7 protein-coding genes are annotated in these 6,418 nt (G+C 62.9%); 5 read left to right on the top strand and 2 right to left on the bottom strand.

Going from position 1 to position 6,418, the window contains the following annotated elements; genetic code table 11:
- Positions 1-195: 195 nt before the first annotated feature.
- Both AC0L2B_RS23110 and AC0L2B_RS23115 read left to right on the top strand, forming a co-directional pair.
- Positions 196-504, top strand: coding sequence for a BA14K family protein (locus AC0L2B_RS23110; protein WP_473488698.1), 309 nt, complete (start codon positions 196-198; stop codon positions 502-504).
- Between the two features lie 6 nt (positions 505-510).
- Positions 511-1,029, top strand: coding sequence for a hypothetical protein (locus AC0L2B_RS23115; protein WP_473746927.1), 519 nt, complete (start codon positions 511-513; stop codon positions 1,027-1,029).
- Here AC0L2B_RS23115 and AC0L2B_RS23120 read toward each other — a convergent pair.
- A complete protein-coding gene (locus AC0L2B_RS23120) occupies positions 997-1,491 on the bottom strand; it encodes a YbaK/EbsC family protein (RefSeq protein WP_473746928.1) in 495 nt (164 codons plus the stop codon). The genes AC0L2B_RS23115 and AC0L2B_RS23120 overlap by 33 nt on opposite strands.
- 61 nt (positions 1,492-1,552) lie before the next feature.
- Entirely contained in the window at positions 1,553-2,437 is an 885-nt protein-coding gene (bhcR, locus tag AC0L2B_RS23125; protein WP_473746930.1) for an HTH-type transcriptional regulator BhcR, read from the bottom strand.
- A gap of 202 nt (positions 2,438-2,639) precedes the next feature.
- Here bhcR and gcl point away from each other — a divergent pair, with 202 nt between their 5' ends.
- From gcl to AC0L2B_RS23140, 3 genes are all read left to right on the top strand, one after another.
- Positions 2,640-4,421: a glyoxylate carboligase gene (gene gcl, locus AC0L2B_RS23130; RefSeq protein WP_473746931.1), complete on the top strand. Its 1,782-nt coding sequence runs from the start codon at positions 2,640-2,642 to the stop codon at positions 4,419-4,421.
- 13 nt (positions 4,422-4,434) lie between these two features.
- Positions 4,435-5,226 (top strand): hydroxypyruvate isomerase, encoded by a 792-nt coding sequence (gene hyi, locus AC0L2B_RS23135; RefSeq protein WP_473746933.1) that lies wholly within the window; start codon positions 4,435-4,437, stop codon positions 5,224-5,226.
- A gap of 236 nt (positions 5,227-5,462) precedes the next feature.
- Positions 5,463-6,350 carry a 2-hydroxy-3-oxopropionate reductase gene (locus AC0L2B_RS23140; RefSeq protein WP_473746935.1) on the top strand — a complete coding sequence of 296 codons (888 nt, stop codon included), beginning with the start codon at positions 5,463-5,465 and terminating at the stop codon, positions 6,348-6,350.
- Positions 6,351-6,418: the final 68 nt, after the last annotated feature.

Consider the following 6,418-nt stretch of genomic DNA (forward strand, 5'->3'; position numbering starts at 1 on the left):
TCCCGCCGCCGGACTGTCGATCGGCGCTCTCGCCGGTCGTAATTTGCGCGCCTGCCTGCAAACCTGTTCAGTTCGGCCGCTTTTGCGCTTTTGAAAAAATCCAAAAAAACCGTCGAACCTTTTTCCTTGCTGCAACGACTGATGGTCAAGAGGCGGGATGGATCGCCTCTCAGACAACGCAGCAAGGAGATCGTCATGTTCAAGCGCACCATTGTTTCCGGCCTCATCGCCACCACTGTCGCCGCCGCCATGCTGGCCGGCACCGTTCAGCCTTCGGCCGCCCATCACAAGCACCATCACAACAAGCACCTTGGCATCGGCATCGCCGCCGGCGTCGGCGGCTTCCTGCTCGGCAGCGCGCTCGCCCAGCCGCGCACCGTTTACATCGAGGAAAATGGCGGCTCATGGCACGTCCGGCGCTGCCTCAACCGCTATCAGAGTTACGATCCGTACTCCGACACCTATGTCGGCTACGACGGCTACCGTCACCGCTGCCGGCTTTGAGGGGAGGTGAACCGTTTCAGGCAAGGGAAAAAGGGGCACCCACCGCCCTTTTTCAGCTGTCTGGGTGGCAAAATTGAACCCGGCACCGCGACCGGTTCCAGCGAGGGATGTACAGGGATTTTTCGACAGCTTAGTCTGGCGGTGAAGGCACCAGAGGGAGAGGGACGCTTGGACGAGCACGAACCCAAGGAAGAGCAGATTGAGACGGATTTCCGCAACGGCACGATCACCACCGTCGGCATTCTACTGGCTTTCTCGCTGGGCTTCATCACGCATTGGGCCGCCAACCCGCTCCCTTGGGAAATCTATCACCTGGCAGCCGTCGTGCCGATTTTGATAGGCATTGCCTTGCAGATACGAGCGCTGCGGTTGCTGCTCGACACAACGTCTCTACAGCGACGCGTCCATGAACGTGCCACCCGCATCTTCATCGCCGGCCTGATCTTCACCGCCTGCGGAGTTGGGCTGGCGATGCTGCTTGATTTCTACGACCTATCGACCAAGAGCGCGGTGCCCGGGGCCTAGCTCATCCTGACAGATGTCGCACCATTCGGCGCCGGTCAGCGCTGCCATGCGCTCGACGCCTATTTTCACCGCTGCATTGGTTGCGCCGGCCGCGGGCACGACCTGATCGTAGGCGCGCAGCGATACGTCGCAATAGACCGGCAACGGCGAGGCGAGGCCGAAGGGGCAGACGCCGCCAATCGGATGGCCAGTGATTTCGGCCACCTGCTCGGCATCGAGCATGCGCGGCTTGCCGCCGAATGCATCGCGCGATTTGCGATTGTCGATGCGCGCGTCGCCGCGGGCGACGACCAGCATGGCCCGGTTACCGACGCGCAGGCAGATGGTCTTGGCGATCTGCCCCGGCTCGACGCCGTGCGCCTCGGCCGCGAGCGCGACGGTCGCCGAGCTTGTCGGCGTTTCGATCACCTCGATGTCGCGGGCATACTCGGCGAAGAAGGCTTTGACGGATTGGAGGCTCATGCGTCTTTCGGGCGTCGGCTGGCGGAAGGTGGACGCAAACTTGGCCGTAGCCGGGCGGCTGTCAAGGTGAGCGCGCAGCGCCAATCTCGAAGAGTGAACCCGGTTCGGCGGCGCGGCTTGGTGAAGAAGGGGGCGGCAGACCACCAATCATCCTGGTTATTTCCGCTGCCGCATCGCGCACCAGCGGGCCGATCTCGGCCAGCCGCTGCGGCGTGACCCGCACCGTCGGTCCCGAAACAGACACGCCGCCGATCGGCTCGCCGAACTCGTCGAAGATGGCCGCGGCAACGCAGCGCATGCCGGGGTGCCGTTCCTCGTCGTCGACCGACCAGCCGCGCAGCTTGATCGTCACCAGATCACGGGCCAGCGCCGAGACGTCGGAAAGCGTCTTTTCGGTGAAGCGCTCCAGCCCGGTCCGGCGCAGGACGGCGCCGACGCGCTGCGGCTCGAGATGCGCCAGCACCGCCTTGCCGATGCCCGATGCATGGAAGGAACTGCGCGTGCCCGGCCGGAAGAAGGCGCGGATCGCCTGATGCGTCTCGACCTGGCTGACGAAGACGACGCAATCGTCCTCGGCGACGCCGAGATTGGCGGTCTCGCCGGTCTTCTCCATCAATTCCTGCATGACAATGCGGGCGCGGTCGACCAGCTTGCGGCGGCGCAGGAACGCCGCGCCCATGCGATAGGTCTCGACGCCGATCGACCACAGCTGGTCGGTGCTGTCGAACTCGACCATGCCGTGGTTTTCCAGCGTCGTCAGCATGCGGTAGGCGGTGGAGGCGGGGAGGCCGCTCTGCGCGGCGATCTCGCTCAGCGACAGGCCGCTGCCTTCGGCGACGATGGCCAGGATGCGCAGGGCCCGGTCGAGCGACTGCACCGAAGCCGCCTCGGCCGGACCGTGGAAGGCGCGCGGCCGTCCGCGCTGGCGTTTTTCGGCGGTTTCCATAGTGGCATTCTTGCCGATTTCGCCAAATTCACAATGAAAAAGTTTTTTACCAATTTGCCTCGCGAAGTTCATGGAAAACAGAAAATTCAATTAAATCAGGCGATAGAAGCCGTTTCTTAGAAATGAAAAAATATTCTGAAAAAATTGAAAAATAACGGGCGCGCTGCCATTCTCGGCCATCAACAATTCCGTGGAGGCTGACATGGCCAGGATGCGCGCAGTCGACGCAGCGGTTCTCGTTTTGGAAAAAGAAGGCACCTCCTGCGCCTTTGGCGTGCCGGGTGCTGCCATCAACCCGTTCTATTCGGCGCTGAGGGCGAGGGGTACGATCCGCCATATCCTGGCGCGCCATGTCGAGGCGGCCTCGCACATGGCCGAAGGTTATACCCGCGCCAGATCAGGCAATATCGGCCTGTGCATCGGCACTTCCGGTCCGGCCGGCACCGACATGATCACCGGCCTCTATTCGGCCGCGGCCGATTCCATCCCGATCCTCTGCATCACCGGCCAGGCGCCGCGGGCGCGTCTCAGCAAGGAGGATTTCCAAGCCGTCGACATCGCAGCCATCGCAGCACCCGTCGCCAAATGGGCGGTCACCGTCATGGAACCCTATCTGGTGCCGATGGCGCTGCAGAAGGCGTTCCACCTGATGCGCTCGTCGCGGCCGGGGCCGGTTCTCATCGATCTGCCGGTCGACGTGCAACTGGCCGAGATCGAGTTCGACATCGATGCCTATGAGCCGCTAGTGCCGTTCAAGCCGGCAATGTCGCGCGGCCAGGCCGAGAAGGCCTTGGCGATGCTCAACGCGGCCGAAATGCCTATCATCGTTGCCGGCGGCGGCATCATCAACGCCGATGCCTCGGATCTGCTGATCGAGTTCGCCGAAGTCACCGGCGTACCGGTGATCCCGACGCTGATGGGCTGGGGCGCGATCCCCGACGACCACCGGCTGATGGCCGGCATGTGCGGGCTGCAGACATCGCATCGCTACGGCAACGCGACGATGCTCGAGGCCGATTTCGTCTTTGGCATCGGCAACCGCTGGGCCAACCGCCACACCGGCTCCGTCGACGTCTACACGAGGGGCAAGAAATTCATCCATGTCGACATCGAGCCGACGCAGATTGGCCGTGTCTTCGCGCCGGACCTCGGCGTCATTTCGGATGCCGGTGCGGCGCTCAAAATGCTGCTCGACGTCGCCACCGAGTGGAAAACGGCTGGAAAACTGCGCGACTGGTCGGGTTGGGCCAGGGAATGCCAGGGCCGCAAGAAGACGCTGAAGCGCAAGACGCATTTCGACCAGGTGCCGTTAAAACCGCAGCGCGTCTACGAGGAGATGAACAAGGCATTCGGCCGCGACACCACCTATGTCACCACGATCGGGCTTTCGCAGATCGCCGGCGCGCAGTTCCTGCATGTCTACAAGCCGCGCAACTGGATCAATTGCGGCCAGGCCGGCCCGCTCGGCTGGACGCTGCCGGCCGCACTTGGGGTTCGCGCCGCCGACCCGCAGCGCAAAATCGTGGCGCTGTCCGGCGACTATGATTTCCAGTTCATGATCGAGGAACTGGCGGTCGGCGCGCAGCACAAATTGCCCTATATCCATGTCGTCGTGAACAATGCTTATCTCGGTCTGATCCGCCAGGCGCAGCGCGGCTTTTCGATGGATTTCGAGGTCAGCCTCGCTTTCGAGAACGTCAACCGGAAAGACGATCCAGAGGCTGGCTATGGCGTCGACCACGTTGCTGTCGCCGAGGCCATGGGCTGCAAGGCGGTCCGGGTGCGCCGGCCGGAGGAATTCGCCGGCGCCTTCAAACAGGCGCAACAACTGATGAAGGAGCACCAGGTTCCGGTGGTGCTCGAATTCATCCTTGAGCGCGTCACCAATGTTTCGATGGGCACCGAGATCGACAAGATCACCGAATTCGAGGAGCTTGCCGAACATCACGAAGACGCGCCGACGGCGATCGTCATGCTGGACTGAACGGAGAAAAAGAATGCCACGGTTTTCAGCCAACCTCTCGATGCTCTTTGGCGAGCACGATTTCCTCGGCCGCTTCGAAGCCGCCGCCCGCGCCGGTTTTGGGGGTGTCGAATATATCGGCCCCTATGATCATGCGCCGGAGGTGATTGCGGCGAGGCTGAAGCAAAACGGCCTGACGCAGGTGCTGTTCAACCTGCCGGCCGGCGACTGGGGCAAGGGCGAGCGCGGCATTGCGGTGTTGCCGGATCGTGTTCCCGAGTTCCGGCAAGGCGTCGCCAAGGCGATCACTTATGCGCAGGCGCTGGGCTGCGAACAGGTCAACTGCCTCGCCGGCATCGCGCCGCAAGGCATCGAGCGTTCGGTGCTGGAAGACGTCTTCGCCGAGAACCTGGCTTTCGCGGCCGAGAAGCTGGAGCAGGCCGGCGTGAGGCTGCTGATCGAGCCGATCAACACCGGCGACATTCCGGGCTTTTTCCTCAACTATTCGGACCAGGCACTGGCGCTCATCGACCGCGTCGGCTCAAAAAACCTGTTCCTGCAATACGACATCTATCACATGCAGATCATGGAGGGCGATCTCGCCCGCACCATCGAGGCAAACCTCGGCCGCATTGCGCATATCCAACTGGCGGATAATCCCGGCCGTCACGAGCCGGGGACGGGCGAGATCAATTTTCCTTTTCTGTACAGTCACATCGACCGCATCGGCTATACCGGCTGGGTCGGGGCGGAGTACAAGCCGAAGGTTTCGACGGAAGCCGGGCTGGGCTGGTTCCGGGAGTTTGCCGGGCAGGCGGCGGCGTAGGGGACGTTTACAATTGACGTCGAGTTCCTTCGCGCCCCCCTCTGGCCTGCCGGCCATCTCCCCCACGGGTGGGGAGATTGGATGTCACCGCCGCCTTCGCCAATTTTCGAGGTTGGAAAAGTAGAAGCCGGCGCCGGAACTGCCGATCTCCCCACCTGTGGGGGAGATGGCCGGCAGGCCAGAGGGGGGGCGACGGAACGCGGCCTTAACAAGGAAAATACCAGGGAGAAACATCAATGGAAACCATCGGCTTCATCGGCCTCGGCATCATGGGCGCGCCAATGGCGGGGCATCTGCTCGACGCCGGCTACACCGTCGTCGCCAGCGACCATCGCTCGAAACCGCCGGCCGATCTCGTCGCCGAGGGTCTAAAAACCGTCTCCGGCCATCACGCCGTGGCACGTGCCGCCGACATCATCATCACCATGGTTCCCGACACGCCTGAGGTGGCCGACGTGCTGTTCGGCGACAACGGCGTAGCCTCGGGTTTGACCGCGGGCAAGCTGGTCATCGACATGAGTTCGATCTCGCCGATCGAGACCAAGGTTTTTGCCAGGAAGATCGACGATCTCGGCTGCGACTATCTCGATGCGCCGGTGTCGGGCGGCGAGGTCGGCGCCAGGGCTGCGTCGCTGACCATCATGGTCGGCGGCGAGGAAAAGGCCTTCGAGCGCGCCAGGCCGGTGTTCGAAAAAATGGGCAAGAACATCACGCTGGTCGGCCCCAACGGCGTCGGCCAGACCACCAAGGTCGCCAACCAGATCGTCGTCGCGCTGACCATTGAAGCAGTCGCCGAAGCGCTTGTTTTTGCATCGAAAGCCGGCGCCGACCCGGCCAAGGTGCGGCAGGCGCTGATGGGCGGGCTGGCCGCCTCGCGCATCCTCGAAGTGCATGGCGAGCGCATGATCAAGCGCAGCTTCGCGCCGGGCTTTCGCATCGAACTGCACCAGAAGGATCTTAATCTCGCGCTGGAAGGGGCGAAAGCGCTCGGCGTGGCACTACCCAACACCTCGACGACGCAACAATTGTTCAACTCCTGCGCGGCCAATGGCGGCGCCAAGGAGGATCATTCGGCGCTGGTCAAGGCGCTGGAGCGAATGGCGGGGCAGGAGTTAGGGGAGTAGGGGAGTAGGGGAATAGGGGAATAGGGCAGTAGGGCAGTAGGGCAGTAGGGGAATAGGGCAGTAGGGCA

The sequence above is a fragment of the Mesorhizobium sp. WSM4815 genome, from assembly GCF_055811575.1.

Coding starts and splice junctions, on each gene's coding strand:
- gcl (WP_473746931.1), top strand. CDS start 2,640: ATGGCCAGGATGCGCGCAGTCGACGCAGCGGTTCTCGTTTTGGAAAAA.
- hyi (WP_473746933.1), top strand. CDS start 4,435: ATGCCACGGTTTTCAGCCAACCTCTCGATGCTCTTTGGCGAGCACGAT.
- AC0L2B_RS23140 (WP_473746935.1), top strand. CDS start 5,463: ATGGAAACCATCGGCTTCATCGGCCTCGGCATCATGGGCGCGCCAATG.
- bhcR (WP_473746930.1), bottom strand. CDS start 2,437: ATGGAAACCGCCGAAAAACGCCAGCGCGGACGGCCGCGCGCCTTCCAC.
- AC0L2B_RS23120 (WP_473746928.1), bottom strand. CDS start 1,491: ATGAGCCTCCAATCCGTCAAAGCCTTCTTCGCCGAGTATGCCCGCGAC.
- AC0L2B_RS23110 (WP_473488698.1), top strand. CDS start 196: ATGTTCAAGCGCACCATTGTTTCCGGCCTCATCGCCACCACTGTCGCC.